Origin of the sequence: Streptomyces sp. NPDC044984 (genome assembly GCF_040646935.1) — a bacterium.
Taxonomy (GTDB): domain Bacteria; phylum Actinomycetota; class Actinomycetes; order Streptomycetales; family Streptomycetaceae; genus Streptomyces.
Map to the genome: position 1 here is coordinate 109,504 of NZ_JBEZBE010000016.1, position 16,335 is coordinate 125,838.

Consider the following 16,335-nt stretch of genomic DNA (forward strand, 5'->3'; position numbering starts at 1 on the left):
TGGTTGTCTCTGTAAAAAATGTACAGGACGTACGTGACGTTATGATGGGTTCATGGCCTACGAGATTCCGGTTACCCAAGCCAGGGCTGAGCTCGCCGACCTCATCAACCGCGTGGTGTACGGCGGTGAGCGCGTCGTCGTGACCCGGCACGGAAAGCCCCTCGTCGCCCTCGTCTCCGCCGATGACCTGCGACGACTCGAAGAACTCGGGAAGGCCCGGGAACCCGCCGAGGAGCAGGTGGTCAGCACCGTGGCCGGCGTGCGCGAGGTCGCGTCCGCTCCTCGCGAAAGGCAGCGCTTCGGCATCGCGGCGGAGCACCGGGGGACGGCCACTTCCTGAGCCTTCACGACGGGACCGCGCACCCCCGTCCGCCACGGCGGGGATGCGCGGTCGTTCCGTGCGGCCGGCGGCCGGCCCTCGTGCGGCCGGTCAGCCGGCGGGGGCCGGGCCCGGCTCGGCGGCGGGCTCCGCGTTCCCCGCGCGCTCCTTCAGCGCGCCGCCGAGGAGCACGGCGCCCAGGCCCAGCGCCGCCCACCAGGTCAGTGTCAGGGCGGGGCCGGCCGCCGCCGCGCCGTCGAAGAAGGACACCGAGCGCAGCAGCGACACGCCCGCCCCCGGCGGCAGCCACTGGCCGATCGCCCCGGCCGGCTCGGGCAGCATCTCCGGCGCCGAGGACGCCCCCGAGAAGGGGTTGCCGAGCAGCACGATCACAAAGCCGCCGAGCGCGATGCCGGCCTGTCCGATCAGCGCCGCGAGTCCGGCCACCGCCGCGCCCATGGCCAGGGCGGCCAGCGCGAACGTGCCGGCCACGGTCCACCAGTCCCCCGGAACGGCGTCCAGCCAGCTGTGCGCCAGCGCCGCGGCCACCGCGCCGACCAGGGCGGCGGACCCGGCCAGCGCGGCCACCGCGCGGGCGCCGCGCAGCCCCAGCAGCGTCACCGCGGCGCCGGCCCCGATCCCGGCCAGGGCCAGCGGCAGCACGCTCGTGTTCAGGACCGCGCCGCGCGGATCCCCCTCGGCGGCGGGCGCCACGTCCACGGTGGTGACCTCGCTGCCCGAGGCGGACGCCTGGTGCGTCACCGCCTGCTGCAGCAGCTGGGCCACGACCGGGCTCGCGGCGGACGCGGTGAGCAGTTTCGGCCCCTGTGCGGTGACGACGACCGCGCCGTACACCTCGCGGTCCTCGACCGCTTTCCGGGCGGCGGCCTCGTCGGCGTAGTGGCGGAGGTCGAAGGCGCCCTCTCGGCTCTCCAGCCGCTGCTCCACCGGTGCGGTCGCCGCGGTGGGGCCGGCGACACCGAGCGGCAGGTCGCGGGGCGCCGTACGGGCCGCGGGCCAGGCGAAGGCCCAGAGCGCCAGCGCCACCAGGGCGGGGACCAGCAGCGTCACGGCGACGATGCGGCGGTGCGGCGACAGTGACGAGGGGGACATGATGACTCCGGCGGTCAAAAAGAAGGATTGTTCGTTCTCCGGTCACCGCCACCGTCCCGCTCCGCCCGCTCCTTGTCAAGAAGGAATGTTCGTTTTAGATTGCGGTCATGGCCCGTGTATCCCAGGAACACCTCGACGCCCGCCGCCGCCAGATCCTCGACGCCGCCGCGTCCTGCTTCGCCCGCAACGGCTTCCACGCCACCTCGATGCAGGACGTGCTCAAGGAGGCGGACCTCTCCGCGGGCGCCGTCTACCGGTACTTCCGGGGGAAGGACGAGCTGATCACCGCGATCGTGACCGATGTGCTCGACACGGTGCGCGGCATCCTCGAACAGGCCGCGCAGGAGAGCCCGCCGCCCACCCCGGACGTGCTCATCCCGCGGGCCCTGGCCCGGATGAGGGAGCAGCGGCCGGCCACTCTGGACGGCGGTGAGTGGATGTTCCCGCGGCTGATGATCCAGGTGTGGACGGAGACCACGCGCAGTCCCGAGCTGGCGGCTGTGCTGGGTGAGGGGTACGACAAAGTCCGCAGGGCCTGGGGGAGGGTTGCCGAGGCGTACCAGGACGCCGGTCTGATGTCCGCCGACGCGGACACGGACGCCGCGGCGCGGGCGATGATCGCGCTGGTGCAGGGGTTCGCCGCTCAGATGGCGCTGTTCGGTGGGATTTCCGAGCGGACGCTGGGGGAGGGGCTGCGGGCGCTGATGGCTGTGGGGCCTGCCCGGGCGGACACCTGACGGGTGGTGGCCGCCCCCGCCGCCCGCTTCCGTTCCCCGCCCCACGGGGGCGCCCCCGGACCCCCTTCGGCCTGAACGGCCTCCTCCTCAAACGCCGGACGGGCTGGAAGCGCTCGGCCTGCTGAAAAGCGTGTCCGATTGATGGAGTGTCAATATCCGGTTATCGGATTGGCAAAGAACGGCCTCGAACCCTGTTCCCAGCTGCCTCACAGCGGCGAGGATCCCCCCTGCCCATCGCAACGATGAACGGGGAGGCCCCACTTGAGGGACAGCGGACCGAAGAGGCGGGCGGCCGTGCGCGGTTCGGCCGGAGTGCTCGTCACGGCGACGCTCATAGCCGGCGCCGTCGCGGTACCCACGGCGAGCGCGACGGCGGACACCCACCACGGCAAGGACCGCGAGGCCAGGGGCGTGGCGATCGCCGCCGCCCGGGCCGCGGAGACCGGCATCGACTGGCAGGACTGCCCCGCCGACTGGAACCTGGCCGAGCCGATCCAGTGCGGCTGGGTCTCGGTGCCGATGGACTACGCCAAGCCGTACGGCAAGCAGATCAAGCTCGCCGTCGACCGCATCGGCAACACCGGCACCAAGGGTGAACGCCAGGGCGCGCTGCTGTACAACCCGGGCGGTCCCGGCGGTTCCGGCCTGCGCTTCCCGGCCCGGGTCACCGCCAAGAACCCGGTCTGGGCCAATGCGGCCAAGGCGTACGACTTCGTGGGCTTCGACCCGCGCGGCGTCGGCAAGTCCGCGCCCATCTCCTGCGCCGACCCGCAGGAGTTCGTCAAGGCGCCCAAGATGGACCCGGTGCCCCGCTCCGAGGCCGACAAGCGGGCCCAGCGCGAGCTCGCCCGCGAGTACGCCGAGGGCTGCCACGAGCGCAGCGGCGAGATGCTGCCGCACATGACCACGCCGAACACCGCGCGCGACCTCGACGTCATCCGCGCCGCCCTCGGCGAGAAGAAGCTCAACTTCCTCGGCGTCTCCTACGGCACCTACCTCGGCGCCGTCTACGCCACCCTCTTCCCGGGCCACGTCCGCCGCATGGTCGTCGACAGCGTCGTCAACCCCTCCCGCGAGAAGATCTGGTACCAGGCCAACCTGGACCAGGACGTCGCCTTCGAGGGCCGCTGGAAGGACTGGCAGGACTGGGTCGCGAAGAACGACGCGACCTACCACCTCGGAGACACCCGCGCCGAGGTCCAGGAGCGGTGGCTCGAGCTGCGCGCCACCGCCGAGAAGAACCCCCTCGGCGGCGTCGTCGGCCCGGCCGAGCTGATCTCCTTCTTCCAGAGCGCCCCGTACTACGACTCCGCGTGGGCACCCACGGCGGCCGTCTTCAGCCGGTACGCCGCCGGCGACACCCGGGCGCTCGTCGACGCCGCCGCCCCCGACCCCTCCGACACGGCGGGCAACGCGGCCGCGGAGAACGGCAACGCCGTCTACACGGCCGTGGAGTGCACCGACGCCAAGTGGCCCACCAACTGGCGCACATGGGACCGCGACAACACCCGGCTGCACCGGGACCACCCGTTCATGACCTGGGCCAACGCCTGGATGAACCTCCCCTGCGCCACCTGGCCGGTCAAGCAGCGGACGCCCGTGGACGTCACGTCCGGCAAGGGGCTGCCGCCGGTGCTGATCGTCCAGTCCGAGCGTGACGCGGCCACCCCGTACGCGGGCGCCGTCGAACTGCACCGGCGGCTCGAGGGTTCCCGCCTCATCACCGAGAGGAACGCCGGATCCCACGGCGTCACCGGCCTGGTCAACCCCTGCGTCAACGACCGGGTGGACACCTACCTGCTCACCGGCGAGGTGGACCGGTCCGACGTGACCTGCGCACCCCACGCCACACCGAAGCCGTAGCGCCCACGCCGTACGGCACGAGGGGCGGCCGGAACTCTCCGGCCGCCCCTCGCCCGTGTGCCCACCGGGATCAGCTCAGCGGCATGCGCGGGAAGCGGCGCCCGGTCTCCGCCTCGCGCTCGGCGTCCTCCGCCTTGGCGACGGCCGCGTACTGGTCGACGTACTCCTGCCCCGAGAGGGTGAGGATGGCGTACATGATCTCGTCGGTGGCGGCGCGCAGGACCGCCTTCTCGTTCTCCATCCCCGCGTAGCGCGAGAAGTCCAGCGGCTTGCCGAAGCGGATCACCACCGGGTGGATGCGGGGGATCTTCTTCCCGGGCGGCTGGGCCTCGAAGGTGCCGATCATCGCACAGGGAATCACCGGGACGCCCGCCTTGAGGGCCATCACCGCGACGCCGACCTTGCCCTTGTAGAGACGGCCGTCGTGCGAGCGCGTGCCCTCCGGGTAGATGCCGAGCAGCTCCCCCTTGTCCAGCACGCCGAGGCCCTCCCGGATGGCGGCCTGCCCGGCCTCCTTGCCGGAGCGGTCGACGGGGATCTGACCCGCGCTGTGGAAGAAGAACGCCGTCAGCCGGCCCTTGAGGCCGGGACCGGTGAAGTACTCGGCCTTGGCGAGGAAGGTGATGCGCCGCTTGAGCACGGCCGGCATCAGGAAGTGGTCCGAGAACGACAGGTGGTTCCCCGCGACGATGGCGGCGCCGGACGACGGCACGTGCTCGAGGCCCTCTATGCGCGGCCGGAAGAGCAGACGCAGCAGCGGGCCCAGCAGCACGTACTTGAGCAGGTGGTAGAACAAGGACACGCTCCTCGACTCCGGCGGACGGGCGGTGCCGCCGCATCCCGGCAGGCCATCCGGCACGTCGTGGGGTGCCAGTCTAGGTCCGGGCACCGTGGCCCGGTACCACGTCCGACGCGACGGAACGCATCGTGCCGGGGCGTTGAGTGCACGTCAGGGCGCACCGCGGGGGAGTAGGCTCGGACGCATGCGGATCTCCGTCTCCTCCGACATGGACGAACCCGTGGCCCGCGCCCTCCTCGCCGAGCTCCGCGAACGCGGCCACGAGGTACGCGTGCACGGTGCCCTGAACCCCGGGGACGACCCGCAGTGGGCCGTCTGCTCCGAGGCGGCGGCCCGTGAGGTCGCCGTCGGCACGGCCGACCAGGCGGTGGTGTGCTGCTGGACCGGCACCGGTGCCTCGATCGCCGCGAACAAGGTGCCCGGCGTCCGGGCCGCCCTGTGCACCGACGCCTACACGGCGGACGGCGCGCGCCGCTGGAACGACGCCAACGTGCTGGCGATCGGCCTGCGGCTGACGTCCGGGCCGCTGCTGACGGAGATCCTCGACGCCTGGTTCGCCGGCGCGCCCAGCGACGACCCGGAGGACCGGCGCAACGTGGAACGCACGGCACTTCTCGACCGGGAGCGCACCGGCTCCTGACCCGCCGGTCACAGCCGTACGACGACCAGTGCCGTGTCGTCGGTGGCGCCGCCCGGCGGCAGCAGCTCCAGCAGCACGGTGTCCGCGAGCGTCTCGGGATCCTGCGTCCGGTGGCGGCGCAGGGCCTCGGCGAGCCGCAGCAGCCCCGTGTCGATGTTCTCCCGGCGCCGTTCGACCAGCCCGTCGGTGTAGAGCACCAGGGTCGCCCCCGGTACGAACCGGGTCGTCGCCTCCGTCCTCGGCGTCGGATCGGGCTGGGCGTCGAGCGGCGGATCGGTGGCCCGGTCGAGGAACTCCACGCGTCCGTCGCGATGGAGCAGCACGGGCGGCGGATGGCCGGCGCTGCTGTAGGTGACGGTGTGCCGGTCGAAGTCGATGAAGGCGGTCACCGCGGTCGCGGACTCGGCGCCGTCCACCACGTGGGCGTAGCGGCCCACCACGTTCAGCGCCTGCGCGGGCCCGTCCGCCACCCGGGAGGCGGCGGTCAGCGCGCTGCGCAGCTGGCCCATCACCCCGGCCGCCGCCAGCCCGTGCCCGACCACGTCGCCCACGGACACGCCGATGCGGTGCCCGCCCACCAGGTCGACCAGGTCGTACCAGTCCCCGCAGACGTTGAGCGCGCCCACCGCCGGCCGGTAGCGCACCGCGGCCCGGTGGTGGCCGCCCGGCCGGCGGGCGGGCAGCATCGCCTCCTGCAGCGCCAGGGCCACCTCGCGTTCCCGGGCGTGCGCCTGGCGCAGCCGGTTGTTGAGTTCCTGCAGCTCACGGGCGCGTGCGTACAGCTCGGTCTCCAGCATCCGCCCTCGGCCGTCACCCGCGCCGCCCTGGACCCGGATCAGCTCGGTGACCTCCTCGACCCGGTGCACGATCAGCGCGACCTGTCCGTCGGGGCCGAGCACCGGAGCGTTCACCGGGCTCCAGTAGCGCTCCTCCCACACACCGGAGTGCTCCGGGGTCTCCACGTCGTAGCGCTGCACGGCCATGGTGTCGCGCTCCCCCGTGGACAGGACCCGCAGCAGCGAGGTGCGCAGGAGGTGCGCGCCCACGGCCTCCGGGTCGTTCGGGTTCTCCGGGAACACGTCGAACAGGAAGCGGCCCACCACGGTCTCGCGGGAGCGCCCGGTCCCGCGGACGAACGCCTCGTTGACGTCCGCGTACACCAGGTCCGGGGTCAGCAGCGCCACCATGCCGGGCAGGGCCTGGTAGACCGCCGCGTAGTCGATCGAGGCCTCCGCCATGGGCCATCGCCTCACTCCGGCGGCGTGGTCAGCGACTGCTCCGCCCAGATGATCTTCCCGTCGGGAACGAACCGGGTGCCCCAGCGCTGGGCCAACTGGGAGACCAGCAGCAGCCCGCGCCCGCCCTCGTCCATCGCGCGGGGATGCCGCAGATGGGGTGCGGTGGCGCCGCCGTCGAACACCTCGCACACCAGCGCCCGCTCGCGGATCAGCCGCAGCCGCACGGGGCCGCCGGCGTGCCGTATGGCGTTGGTGACCAGTTCGCTGACGACCAGCTCCGTGGTGAAGACCAGGTCGTCCAGCCCCCAGCGGGCCAGCTGCCGGGTGCTGGTCCTGCGGGCCTCGGCCACGACCGCCGGATCCGCCGGCAGGTCCCAGACCGCGATCCGTCCGGGGTCCAGACGCCTGGTACGGGCCATCAGCAGGGCCACGTCGTCGTACGGCCGGGCCGGGACCAGCATGTCGACCACCGCGCGGCAGCTCGGTTCGAGCGCGGTCGCGGCGCCCCGCAGCGCCTGCCGCAGCCGTTCGCGGCCCGTCCCGTCGGACGAGGGCCTCCCGCCGGTCAGCAGACCGTCCGTGTGCAGGGCGAGCGTGCTGCCCTCGGCCAGGCTCAGCTGCACCGCCTCGAACGGCGGGCCGCCCACACCGAGCGCCGGTCCCTGCGGGAGGTCGACGAAGGTGACCGTGCCGTCGGGTGCCACCACGGCGGGCGCGGGATGGCCGGCGGCCGCCATCGTGCACTGCCCGTCCACCGGGTCGTAGACGACGTACAGGCAGCCGGACCCGACGGACCGGCCGGGGAAGTCCCCGGACTCCCCGTCGCCCTCGTCCTGCGCCAGCCGGGACGCCAGGTCGTCCAGATGGGCGAGCACCTCCTCGGGCGGCAGGTCGATCGCGGCCAGCGTCCGTACGGCGGTGCGCAGCCGCCCCATGGCCGCGGCGGCGCCGATGCCGTGCCCCGGCGCCTCGCCGACGACCAGGGCGACACGGGCGCCGGACAGCGGGATCAGGTCGTACCAGTCACCGCCCAGACCGGTCAGCTCGTCGGCCGGGCGGTAGCAGGCGGACACCTCCACGGCGTCCTGCTCGGGCAGCCGCCGGGGCAGCAGACTGCGCTGCAGGACCAGCGCGGCGTCCCGCTCGCGGGTGTAGCGCCGGGCGTTGTCCACACAGACGGCGGCACGGGAGACGAGGTCCTCGGCCAGATGGAGGTCGTCCTCGTCGAAGGGGTTCTGCCAGCGGCGGCGGAAGAACGTGGTGACGCCCAGGGTGACGCCCCGGGCCCGGACCGGGACGACCATCGCGCTCTGCAGGCCGAGCTCCAGGAAGGTGGACTCCCGGCCGCCCGGCGTCGCGGCCCACTCCGGGGCGAGCGGGTCGAGCTGCTCCTGACGCCAGGACCGGCCCGTGGTCAGACAGCGCACCGGCGGGGAACCCGCCGGGTACGACACGACCGCTCCGGTCTCCACGACCGTCCGCGGCAGGTCCTCGTACACCGACCGGTGGCCCGCGCGGAGCAGCGGCACCCGGCCGGAACCGGTGAGCGGGCCGGGCGGGAGCTCGGCGCCGCGCAGCACCGTCTCCAGCAGGTCCACGATGACGAAGTCCGCGAGCTCCGGCACGGTCACGTCTGCCAGCTCCTGCGCGGTGCGCAGGATGTCCAGGGTGCGGCCGATGTGCTCGCCGGCCCGGTCGAGCAGGGCGAGGCGCTGGCGGGCGCGGTGCCGCTCGGTGACGTCCACGACGGTGTAGTACACGCCCATCGGACGGCCCCGGGCGTCGTCGAGGCGGGTGAACGACAGCATGTGCGCGGTCTCGCGCAGCGGCGCCGAGCGGGCGCGGCCGACGAGCTCGTAGCCGACCACCTGTTCCCCGGTGTCCAGTACGTGCCGCATCTGCGCCTCGATGGCCTCGGCGTTCATTCCCGGCTGGACGTCCGCGACCCGCAGGCCCAGGCGCTGCTCGGCCGGTCCGCCGCCGAACTGTTCGAGCGCGGCGTTGGACCACACGAAGCGCAGCTCCGTGTTCACGATCGCGATGCCGATCGACGTACCGGTGACCATCTGCTCCAGCACGGCACGGCTCATGTCCCAGCCGGCCGCGCCGGCCAGTTCCGACAGCAGCACCAGCAGCGACGAACGGCCCCGCGGCTCCACCGTCGGTGTGATCCGCACCATCACCGCGACCGGCCGCCCGTCCCGGTGCCGGGCGGTCATCAGCCCCGCCCAGTCGCCGTCCGAGCGGCACCGCTCGATCAGGTCCGGCACCCGCTCGGCGTCCTCGGGGGGCAGCAGCTCGGCGAACTTGCGGCCCACGGCCTCGGCGGCGCGGTACCCCAGCAGCCGCTCGGCCCCGGCGGTCCAGCTCGACACCAGGCCGTGCGGATCGAGCAACAGGGGAACGGCGTCGGCCACATCGAACCCCTGCCGGGCAACGTCCTGCTCCTTGTGTCCGCCCACGGCCGACCTCTCTGTCGCTGAGAGTGGTCTACCCCCTCTTGTCCCCATATTCACCCTTGGGGAGGGGTGAGGGCTCTCTGGGATAGGCCGTCCCCCGCCGTCCCCCCGCCGGGGCCGGGCGAGGGGACGGCAGCGGCTCAGACCTGCCGGGCCAGGACCTTCTCCAGGGTGTGCAGGGCGCCCTGGAGTTCCTCCGCGGTGACGGTCAGCGGCGGGGCCAGGCGGATGGTGGAGCCGTGGGTGTCCTTGACCAGGACGCCCTCCCGCATCAGGCGCTCACTGACCTCGCGGCCGGTGCCGAGCGCCGGGTCGACGTCCACGCCCGCCCACAGACCGCGGGAGCGGAACCCGACCACGCCCTTGCCGACGAGCGACTCCAGGCCCTCGCGCAGGATGCCGCCCAGTTCCGCCGCCCGGCGCTGGAACTCGCCCGTCTCCAGCAGCTCCACCACGGCCGTACCGACCGCCGCGGCCAGCGGATTGCCGCCGAAGGTCGACCCGTGCTCACCCGGATGGAGCACCTCGAGCACCTCCCGCCGGGCCACCACCGCCGACACCGGGACGATGCCGCCGCCCAGCGCCTTGCCGAGCAGCACCACGTCCGGGACGACCGACTCGTGCTCCACGGCGAGCGTACGGCCGGTGCGGCCCAGGCCCGACTGGATCTCGTCCGCGACGAACAGGCACCCCGCGCGGCGCGTCAGCTCCCGCACCCCGGTGAGGTAGCCGTCGTCCGGGACGATCACGCCCGCCTCGCCCTGGACCGGTTCGATCAGCACCGCCGCCGTCGTCTCGTCGACCGCCGCCTCCAGCGCCGCCAGGTCGTTGTACGGCACCACCCGGAAGCCCGGGGTGAACGGCCCGAACCCGGCCCGCGCCACCTCGTCCGTGGAGAAGCTCACGATCGTCGTCGTACGGCCGTGGAAGTTGTCCGCCGCCACCACGATCGTCGCCCGGTCCGCCGGGACGCCCTTCACGTCGTAGGCCCACTTGCGGGCCACCTTGATCCCGCTCTCCACCGCCTCCGCGCCGGTGTTCATGGGCAGCACCATGTCCAGACCGGTCAGCGCGGCCAGCCGCTCCGCGAACTCCGCGAGCCGGTCGTTGTGGAACGCGCGCGAGGTCAGCGTGAGCCGGTCCAGCTGGCGGTGCGCCGCCTCGACCAGCGCCGGATGCCGGTGGCCGAAGTTGAGCGCCGAGTAGCCGGCCAGCATGTCGAGGTACCGCCGGCCCTCCACGTCCTCCACCCACGCGCCCTCCGCGCGGGCGACGACCACGGGCAGCGGGTGGTAGTTGTGCGCGAGGACCGGCTGCTCCGCGTCGATCAGCTCGGCGGACGTACGCGCGGGGACGACAGAGGTCATGGGCGGATCTCCTGTGTGCAGCACTTGATGCCCCCGCCCGCCTTGTGGAACTCGGACAGGTCGACGGGGACGGGAACGTAGCCGCGGTCGGCGAGCCGGGCGGCGAGGGCGGTGGCCCCGGGAGAGACGAACACATGGCGTCCGTCGGAGACGGAGTTCAGCCCGAACGCCATCGCGTCCTCACGCGTCGCGAGCACCGCGTCCGGGTACAGCCGGGCCAGCACCTCGCGGCTGCCCGGCGAGAACGCCTCCGGGTAGTACGCGACGTTCTCCTCGTCCAGCACGAACAGCGCCGTGTCCAGGTGGTAGAAGTACGGATCCACCAGCGTCAGGCCGATCACCGGCACCCCGAAGAACTCCTGCACCTCGCGGTGCGCCTCGCGGGTGGTGCGGAACCCGGTGCCGGCGAGGATCCAGCGCCCGGCGGGCACCAGATCGCCCTCGCCCTCGCACACCGACTCGGGGTGGTGCACCTCGTACCCCTCGGCCTTGAACCAGGCCTCGTACGGCACGGACTCCGGGCGCCGCTCGGGCGCCAGGAACAGGGAGCCGAAGACGCGGCCCTCCACGACGACCGCCGCGTTCGCGGCGAACACCATGTCGGGCAGTGCGGGCTCCGGATTCACGGTCTCCACGGTATGACCGTGGTCGCGGTAGGCGTCGACCAGCGTCCGCCACTGGCGCTGCGCCAGGGAGACGTCGACGGGACGGTCGGGATGCATCCAGGGGTTGATCGCGTACCGCACGGCGAAGTGTCTGGGTTCGCAGACGAGGTATCGCCGCCGGGACGCCACACGGGAGTCGGCCACAGAGGGGTTCCTCCGCTTCCACGCGGTCTCGACAGGGGGTGAGACCACGGTAGGAAGCGAGCGATACGGACGACAAGGAACAAGAGCTGCGTGTTCACGCAGGAACGCTGCGCGGTTCCACCGTTCAGCGCACGTCTGATGCGCCCTCCGGGGCGGGCTGGCTCACTCCTGCCTCAGGACTGTCCGGCAGCAGGTGCGACAGCACCATCACACTGATCGTCTTCCGGATGAACGGCTCCTGGCGGATCCGCTCCAGCACCTCCTCGAAGTGCTGCACGTCCCGCGCCCGCACGTGCAGCAGCGCGTCCGCGCCGCCGGTCACCGTCATCGCCGCGGCGATCTCCGGATGGTTGCGCACCACCTCCGCCAGCCGCCGGGGCGGCGCCGCCCCCTCGCAGTACACCTCCACGTACGCCTCGGTGCGCCAGCCCAGCGCGGACGGCCGCACCGTCGCCGTGAAGCCGGTGATCACCCCGGTCTCGCGCAGCCGGTCCACCCGGCGCTTGACCGCCGTCGACGACAGCCCGACGGCCGCGCCGATCTCGGCGAAGGACGTCCTGGCGTTCGCCATCAGCGCGGTGACGATCTTCCGGTCGAGCTCGTCGAAGGAGGCGGGCCTGCTGTTCATGCGGGCACTGTATCCAGCGCGAACGCCCACGTCCGGGGCATGTCCAGACGTGGAAAACCCCCCTACACTCCACCTTCATGCTGCGCGCACTGGCCGTCGACGACGAACGCCCCTCACTGGAGGAACTGCTCTACCTGCTCAACGCCGACCCCCGCATCGGCAGCGCCGAGGGCGCCGGCGACGCCACCGAGGCGCTGCGCCGCATCAACCGCGCCCTGGAGTCGGGACCCGACGGACCCGAGGCCATCGACGTCGTCTTCCTCGACATCCAGATGCCCGGCCTCGACGGCCTCGACCTCGCCCGGCTGCTCACCGGGTTCGCCCGGCCGCCGCTCGTCGTGTTCGTCACCGCCCACGAGGACTTCGCCGTCCAGGCCTTCGACCTCAAGGCCGCCGACTACGTCCTCAAACCCGTCCGCAAGGAACGGCTGGCCGAGGCGGTCCGCCGCGTCGTCGAACTGCGCGCCGCCGCACGGCGCGGCACCACCGCCCCGCGCATCCCCGTGCACGAACCCGACCCCGACCACATACCCGTCGAGCTCGGCGGCGTGACCCGCTTCGTCGCCGTCGACGACATCACCCACGTCGAGGCCCAGGGCGACTACGCCCGCCTGCACACCGACCGGGGCAGCCACCTCGTACGGATCCCGATCTCCACCCTGGAGGAGCGCTGGCGCTCCCGCGGCTTCGTCCGCATCCACCGCCGCCATCTGGTCGCCCTGCGCCACATCGGCGAACTCCGGCTCGACGCGGGCACCGTGAGCGTCCTGATCGGCTCCGAGGAACTCCAGGTCAGCCGGCGGCACGCCCGCGAGCTGCGGGACCTGCTGATGCGCCGGACCACGAGCTAGGCAGGGGGAGCGCACATGCCCCAGGACCCGACCGAACGCCGCGTGGTCGTCACCGGCCCGCCCCGCCGCGCCCGCCGCTCCTCCGGTCACCACCGCCCGCGCACCGAGATCGACGAGCAGACCACCCTCGGCCACACCTACGTCCGCTCCCTGATGCGCATCCAGCTGCGCACCGGACTCGTCGTGTTCGCCGTCCTCGCCCTGCTCATCGGCCCGCTCCCGCTGGTCTTCGCCACCGCCCCCGACGCCCGCCGCCTGGAGTGGGCGGTGCTCGGCTTCGGGCTGTACCCCCCGCTGGTCCTGCTCGCCCGCTGGTACGTGCGCCGCGCCGAACGCAACGAACGCGACTTCGTGCGGCTCGTCGAGGACCGCTGAGACCGGGACGTCCCACGCCGTGAACTCCACCTACGCCGTGCCCGCCGTCGCCCTCGTCGTCCTCGCGACCGTCCTCGTCGGCGCCTTCGGCCTGCGCGTCTCCCGCACCACCTCCGACTTCTACGTCGCCTCCCGCACCGTCGGCCCCCGCCTCAACGCGGCCGCCATCAGCGGCGAGTACCTCTCCGCCGCCTCCTTCCTGGGCATCGCCGGACTCGTCCTCGTCCAGGGCCCGGACATGCTCTGGTACCCGGTCGGCTACACCGCCGGCTATCTGGTGCTGCTGCTGTTCGTCGCCGCCCCGCTGCGCCGCTCCGGCGCCTACACCCTGCCCGACTTCGCCGAGGCCCGGCTCGCCTCCCAGACGGTGCGACGGCTCGCGGGCGCCTTCGTCGTCGGCGTCGGCTGGCTGTACCTGCTGCCGCAGCTGCAGGGCGCGGGACTCACCCTGACCGTCCTCACCGGAGCGCCCGACTGGCTCGGCGGGGTGATCGTCGCCGTGGTGGTGACCGTCATCGTCGGCGCGGGAGGCATGCGCAGCATCACCTTCGTGCAGGCCTTCCAGTACTGGCTGAAACTCACCGCCCTGCTCGTCCCCGCCCTCTTCCTGATCGCCGCCTGGCAGAGCGACGGCGCCCCCAGCCACGCCTTCGACGAGCCGGCCGCCTTCCGCGAACAGCGGGTGGTCCGCGTCGACGACACCCTCGACCTCCGGCTCGACCGGCCGCTCACCGTCACGGTGGACGGCACCGTCGACGGCCGCGACCTCGACGGCACCGAAGTGAGCCTGCCCGCCGGCACCCACCGCATCGACGGCGGCACCCGGCTCACCTTCGCCGAGGGCGCCGAGGTCCCCGCCGCCGGGCGCGGCGCCGACGACGCCCTGTCGCCCTCCCGCGCCGAGTCCCGCGAGGAACGCCCGCTGTACGCCACGTACGGGCTGATCCTCGCCACCTTCTTCGGCACCATGGGTCTGCCCCACGTCGTGGTCCGCTTCTACACCAGCCCGCACGGCGTGGCCGCCCGCCGCGCCACCGTCGCGGTCCTCGGCCTGGTCGGCGCCTTCTACCTCCTCCCCCCGGTCTACGGGGCCCTCGGCCGTCTCTACGCGCCCGAACTCACCCTCACCGGCGACGCGGACGCCGCCGTCCTGCTCCTGCCCGGCCGGATGATCGGCGGGACGGGCGGCGACCTCCTCGGGGCGCTGGTCGCCGGGGGCGCCTTCGCCGCGTTCCTGTCGACGGCCTCCGGGCTCACCATGGCCGTGGCCGGCGTGCTCACCCAGGACGTGCTCCCCGCACGCGGCGTACGGCACTTCCGGCTCGGCACCGTCCTCGCGATGGCCGTCCCCCTCGGGGCGAGCCTCCTGGTCGGCGGGCTGCCGGTGGCCGACGCCGTGGGACTCGCCTTCGCCGTCTCCGCCTCGTCGTTCTGCCCGCTGCTCGTCCTCGGCATCTGGTGGCGCCGGCTGACCCCGCCCGGCGCGGCGGCCGGGATGCTGGTGGGCGGCGGCTCCGCGTTCGCCGCCGTCGCCGCGACCATGGCCGGCTACCCGGGCGACGGCCCCCTGCACGCCCTGCTCGCCTGGCCCGCGCTGTGGTCGGTGCCGCTGGGCTTCCTCACCATGATCCTGGTGTCCCTGGCCACCCCCGGCCGGGTGCCGCCCGGCACGGCGGCGGTGCTGGCCCGCTTCCACCTGCCGGAGGAACTCCGTACGGAGGTGTCCGCATGAGCGGTTTCCTCGCCGGTCTCCTCGTCGCCGTCCTGCCCCTGCTGGCCGCCGGGTTCTGGATCGGCCGGCGCACCGCCCGCCCCGCCGGTCTCGCCGGCCTCGGCACCCCCGTCGAGCACGCCACCTTCGAGACCCTGCACACCGCCTCCCTGGCCACGCCCCCGCTGCGGGCCGGCCTGACGGAGGAGACCGCCGGCAAGTCCGCCCGCAAACTGCGCTCCCTGCTCGGCACGGACGCCCTCTGCCTCACCGACCGCGACCAGGTACTCGTCTGGGACGGCACCGGCGCCCACCACCGCGCCGAGATCATGGAACGCCTCACCGGCCCCCTCGACACCGGCCGCGGCGAGGCCTTCCCGCTCACCTGCGACACCCCCGACTGTCAGGTGCGCTGGGCCGTGGTGGCCCCGCTCACCGTGGACGACCGGGTGCACGGCGCGCTCGTCGCCTGCGCCCCCCACGAGTCCGCGGTCCTGGCCCGGGCCGCCGGAGAGGTCGCCCGCTGGGTCTCCGTCCAGCTCGAACTCGCCGACCTCGACCAGTCCCGCACCCGCCTCATCGAGGCCGAGATCAGGGCCCTGCGCGCGCAGATCTCCCCGCACTTCATCTTCAACTCGCTCGCCGTGATCGCCTCGTTCGTGCGCACCGACCCCGAGCGGGCCCGCGAACTGCTGCTGGAGTTCGCCGACTTCACCCGCTACTCGTTCCGCCGGCACGGCGACTTCACCACCCTCGCCGACGAACTCCACGCCATCGACCACTATCTGGCGCTGGTGCGGGCGCGCTTCGGCGACCGCCTCTCCGTCACCCTGCAGATCGCCCCCGAGGTACTGCCGGTGGCGCTGCCCTTCCTCTGCCTCCAGCCGCTGGTGGAGAACGCCGTCAAGCACGGTCTGGAGGGCAAGGCCGACACGTGCCGCATCCAGATCACCGCGCAGGACGCCGGCGCCGAGGCCCTCGTCGTCATCGAGGACGACGGCGCCGGAATGGACCCCGGCCTGCTGCGCCGCATCCTCGCCCGCGAGGTCAGCCCCACCGGCGGCATCGGCCTTTCCAACGTCGACGAGCGGCTCCGTCAGGTCTACGGCGACGACCACGGCCTCGTCATCGAGACCGCCGTCGGCGCGGGCATGAAGATCACCGTCCGGCTGCCGAAGTACCAGCCGGGCGTGCACCTGACGGGGCGGCTCGCCCCGAAGTGAGACCGGCCGCCCCGGCACCCCTCAGGTGCTGCGGGTGGCGACCATTCCCAAGGTGATCAGTCCCAGGACGACCCAGCCGAACCACAGCCAGCCGTTGCTGCCGAGCGCCACCGTGTACGCCGTGACGGCGACCAGACCGCCGACGGTGAGCACTCCCATGGTCTTCGTCGACGTGGAACCGTTCGTGGAACCGGGCATCGCAA

General features: G+C 73.1%; 16 protein-coding genes. 8 read left to right on the top strand and 8 right to left on the bottom strand.

Annotated features, from left to right (window positions below):
• Nucleotides 1-52 precede the first annotated feature (52 nt).
• Nucleotides 53-340, top strand: a complete 288-nt coding sequence (locus tag AB0A94_RS19295; protein ID WP_361745766.1) for a type II toxin-antitoxin system Phd/YefM family antitoxin — start codon at nucleotides 53-55, stop codon at nucleotides 338-340.
• A gap of 90 nt (nucleotides 341-430) precedes the next feature.
• On the opposite strand, the gene AB0A94_RS19300 is transcribed toward AB0A94_RS19295, so the two are convergent.
• Entirely contained in the window at nucleotides 431-1,432 is a 1,002-nt protein-coding gene (locus AB0A94_RS19300; protein WP_361745768.1) for an ABC transporter permease, read from the bottom strand.
• Between the two features lie 107 nt (nucleotides 1,433-1,539).
• On the opposite strand from AB0A94_RS19300, the gene AB0A94_RS19305 reads away from it, so the two are divergent.
• Both AB0A94_RS19305 and AB0A94_RS19310 read left to right on the top strand, forming a co-directional pair.
• Nucleotides 1,540-2,169 carry a TetR/AcrR family transcriptional regulator gene (locus AB0A94_RS19305; RefSeq protein ID WP_361745770.1) on the top strand — a complete coding sequence of 210 codons (630 nt, stop codon included), beginning with the start codon at nucleotides 1,540-1,542 and terminating at the stop codon, nucleotides 2,167-2,169.
• Between the two features lie 261 nt (nucleotides 2,170-2,430).
• Complete coding sequence (locus AB0A94_RS19310; protein ID WP_361745772.1) at nucleotides 2,431-4,032, top strand: alpha/beta hydrolase; 1,602 nt, start codon at nucleotides 2,431-2,433, stop codon at nucleotides 4,030-4,032.
• A 70-nt stretch (nucleotides 4,033-4,102) separates the two neighbouring features.
• On the opposite strand, the gene AB0A94_RS19315 is transcribed toward AB0A94_RS19310, so the two are convergent.
• A complete protein-coding gene (locus tag AB0A94_RS19315) occupies nucleotides 4,103-4,828 on the bottom strand; it encodes a lysophospholipid acyltransferase family protein (RefSeq protein WP_361745774.1) in 726 nt (241 codons plus the stop codon).
• Between the two features lie 187 nt (nucleotides 4,829-5,015).
• Here AB0A94_RS19315 and AB0A94_RS19320 point away from each other — a divergent pair, with 187 nt between their 5' ends.
• The gene (locus AB0A94_RS19320) at nucleotides 5,016-5,471 is read left to right on the top strand and encodes an RpiB/LacA/LacB family sugar-phosphate isomerase (RefSeq protein ID WP_361745775.1); all 456 of its coding nucleotides are present in this window, start codon (nucleotides 5,016-5,018) and stop codon (nucleotides 5,469-5,471) included.
• Between the two features lie 8 nt (nucleotides 5,472-5,479).
• On the opposite strand, the gene AB0A94_RS19325 is transcribed toward AB0A94_RS19320, so the two are convergent.
• The 5 genes from AB0A94_RS19325 to AB0A94_RS19345 form a co-directional block, all read right to left on the bottom strand.
• Complete coding sequence (locus AB0A94_RS19325; protein WP_361745777.1) at nucleotides 5,480-6,709, bottom strand: SpoIIE family protein phosphatase; 1,230 nt, start codon at nucleotides 6,707-6,709, stop codon at nucleotides 5,480-5,482.
• Nucleotides 6,710-6,720: 11 nt separating this feature from the next.
• On the bottom strand, nucleotides 6,721-9,171 hold the full coding sequence (locus AB0A94_RS19330) for a SpoIIE family protein phosphatase (RefSeq protein WP_361745779.1): 2,451 nt from the start codon (nucleotides 9,169-9,171) through the stop codon (nucleotides 6,721-6,723).
• Between the two features lie 137 nt (nucleotides 9,172-9,308).
• On the bottom strand, nucleotides 9,309-10,535 hold the full coding sequence (gene rocD / locus AB0A94_RS19335; RefSeq protein ID WP_361745781.1) for an ornithine--oxo-acid transaminase: 1,227 nt from the start codon (nucleotides 10,533-10,535) through the stop codon (nucleotides 9,309-9,311).
• The gene (ddaH, locus tag AB0A94_RS19340; protein ID WP_361745783.1) at nucleotides 10,532-11,344 is read right to left on the bottom strand and encodes a dimethylargininase; all 813 of its coding nucleotides are present in this window, start codon (nucleotides 11,342-11,344) and stop codon (nucleotides 10,532-10,534) included. Before ddaH ends, rocD begins: the two co-directional genes overlap by 4 nt.
• 124 nt (nucleotides 11,345-11,468) lie before the next feature.
• Nucleotides 11,469-11,972, bottom strand: a complete 504-nt coding sequence (locus AB0A94_RS19345) for an Lrp/AsnC family transcriptional regulator (RefSeq protein WP_361745785.1) — start codon at nucleotides 11,970-11,972, stop codon at nucleotides 11,469-11,471.
• Nucleotides 11,973-12,049: 77 nt separating this feature from the next.
• On the opposite strand from AB0A94_RS19345, the gene AB0A94_RS19350 reads away from it, so the two are divergent.
• Genes AB0A94_RS19350 through AB0A94_RS19365 form a run of 4 tightly spaced genes read left to right on the top strand, consistent with a single transcriptional unit; the run spans nucleotide 12,050 to nucleotide 16,132 of the window.
• Nucleotides 12,050-12,823, top strand: coding sequence for a LytTR family DNA-binding domain-containing protein (locus AB0A94_RS19350; RefSeq protein ID WP_361745787.1), 774 nt, complete (start codon nucleotides 12,050-12,052; stop codon nucleotides 12,821-12,823).
• 15 nt (nucleotides 12,824-12,838) lie between these two features.
• Nucleotides 12,839-13,198 carry a hypothetical protein gene (locus tag AB0A94_RS19355; protein ID WP_361745789.1) on the top strand — a complete coding sequence of 120 codons (360 nt, stop codon included), beginning with the start codon at nucleotides 12,839-12,841 and terminating at the stop codon, nucleotides 13,196-13,198.
• Between the two features lie 19 nt (nucleotides 13,199-13,217).
• Nucleotides 13,218-14,930, top strand: a complete 1,713-nt coding sequence (locus tag AB0A94_RS19360) for a cation acetate symporter (RefSeq protein WP_361745791.1) — start codon at nucleotides 13,218-13,220, stop codon at nucleotides 14,928-14,930.
• The gene (locus tag AB0A94_RS19365) at nucleotides 14,927-16,132 is read left to right on the top strand and encodes a histidine kinase (protein ID WP_361745793.1); all 1,206 of its coding nucleotides are present in this window, start codon (nucleotides 14,927-14,929) and stop codon (nucleotides 16,130-16,132) included. Before AB0A94_RS19360 ends, AB0A94_RS19365 begins: the two co-directional genes overlap by 4 nt.
• Nucleotides 16,133-16,153: 21 nt before the next feature.
• Here AB0A94_RS19365 and AB0A94_RS19370 read toward each other — a convergent pair whose 3' ends face one another.
• Nucleotides 16,154-16,330, bottom strand: a complete 177-nt coding sequence (locus tag AB0A94_RS19370) for a membrane protein (RefSeq protein ID WP_030865508.1) — start codon at nucleotides 16,328-16,330, stop codon at nucleotides 16,154-16,156.
• Between the last annotated feature and the right edge of the window lie 5 nt (nucleotides 16,331-16,335).